The sequence below is a fragment of the Bacillus sp. Nf3 genome (genome assembly GCF_003028545.1).
Classification (GTDB): Bacteria; Bacillota; Bacilli; order Bacillales; family Bacillaceae; genus Bacillus; species Bacillus safensis.
In genome coordinates this window covers 1-749 of record NZ_PYUA01000033.1, presented here as the reverse complement: position 1 = coordinate 749, position 749 = coordinate 1, and the positions used below count along the sequence as shown (strand labels likewise).

The following is a 749-nucleotide window of genomic DNA, read 5'->3' as shown; positions in this document are numbered from 1 at the left end:
CCTCCGTCACCGGGAAACTGTCGAAGGCGGGTCGGGAGGGGCAGGCAGGACCGTTGGCGCCATGGATGGCGCCATCGAGCCCCCATGGATGGGTTTACGGCGTGTCCTGACTACCCACACCGTCCCACCATCCCACGGAATGCCGCTTCTGCTTTTGCTGTTGAGGTTGCCGGCCAGCGGCCGGCACTACCAAGCCCTGCCGAAAACCCCTTACCGCACCTGTTCCTGCTTGCGCACGATCGCCATCGCAATCTCCAGCGACTGCTCGTAGTTCAACCGCGGGTCCACCGTCGAGCGGTACGCACGCTCCAGGTCACGCTCGGTCAGTTCGCGCGCACCACCGGTGCATTCGGTCACGTCCTCGCCGGTCAGCTCCAGATGCACGCCGCCCAGACGGGTGCCGGCGGCCGCATGCAGGTCGAACGACATCTCCACTTCGCCACGCACGTTGTCGAAGCGGCGCGTCTTGAAGCCGTTGGCCGTGCTTTCGGTGTTGCCATGCATCGCATCGCACACCCACAGCACGCGGCGCCCGTCGCGCTTGACTGCATCCAGCAGCGGCGGCAGCTTGTCGGCAATCTGTGCCGCGCCCATGCGGTGGATGAAGCTCAGGCGGCCCGGTTCGTCGTGCGGGTTGAGCACGTCGATCAGGCGCAGCAGCTGGTCCGGCGACACCGACGGCCCGACCTTGATCGCAATCGGGTTGCGCACACCCCGCAGGTACTCGACATGGGCGCCATCCAGCGCGG

General features: G+C 66.6%; 1 protein-coding gene. It reads right to left on the bottom strand.

Annotation, left to right across the window (positions count from 1 at the left end; all coding sequences use genetic code 11):
- Window positions 1–210: 210 nt before the first annotated feature.
- The coding region (locus C9414_RS20710) for a 3-deoxy-7-phosphoheptulonate synthase (protein WP_142398068.1) at window positions 211–749 on the bottom strand (539 nt) is incomplete at its 5' end.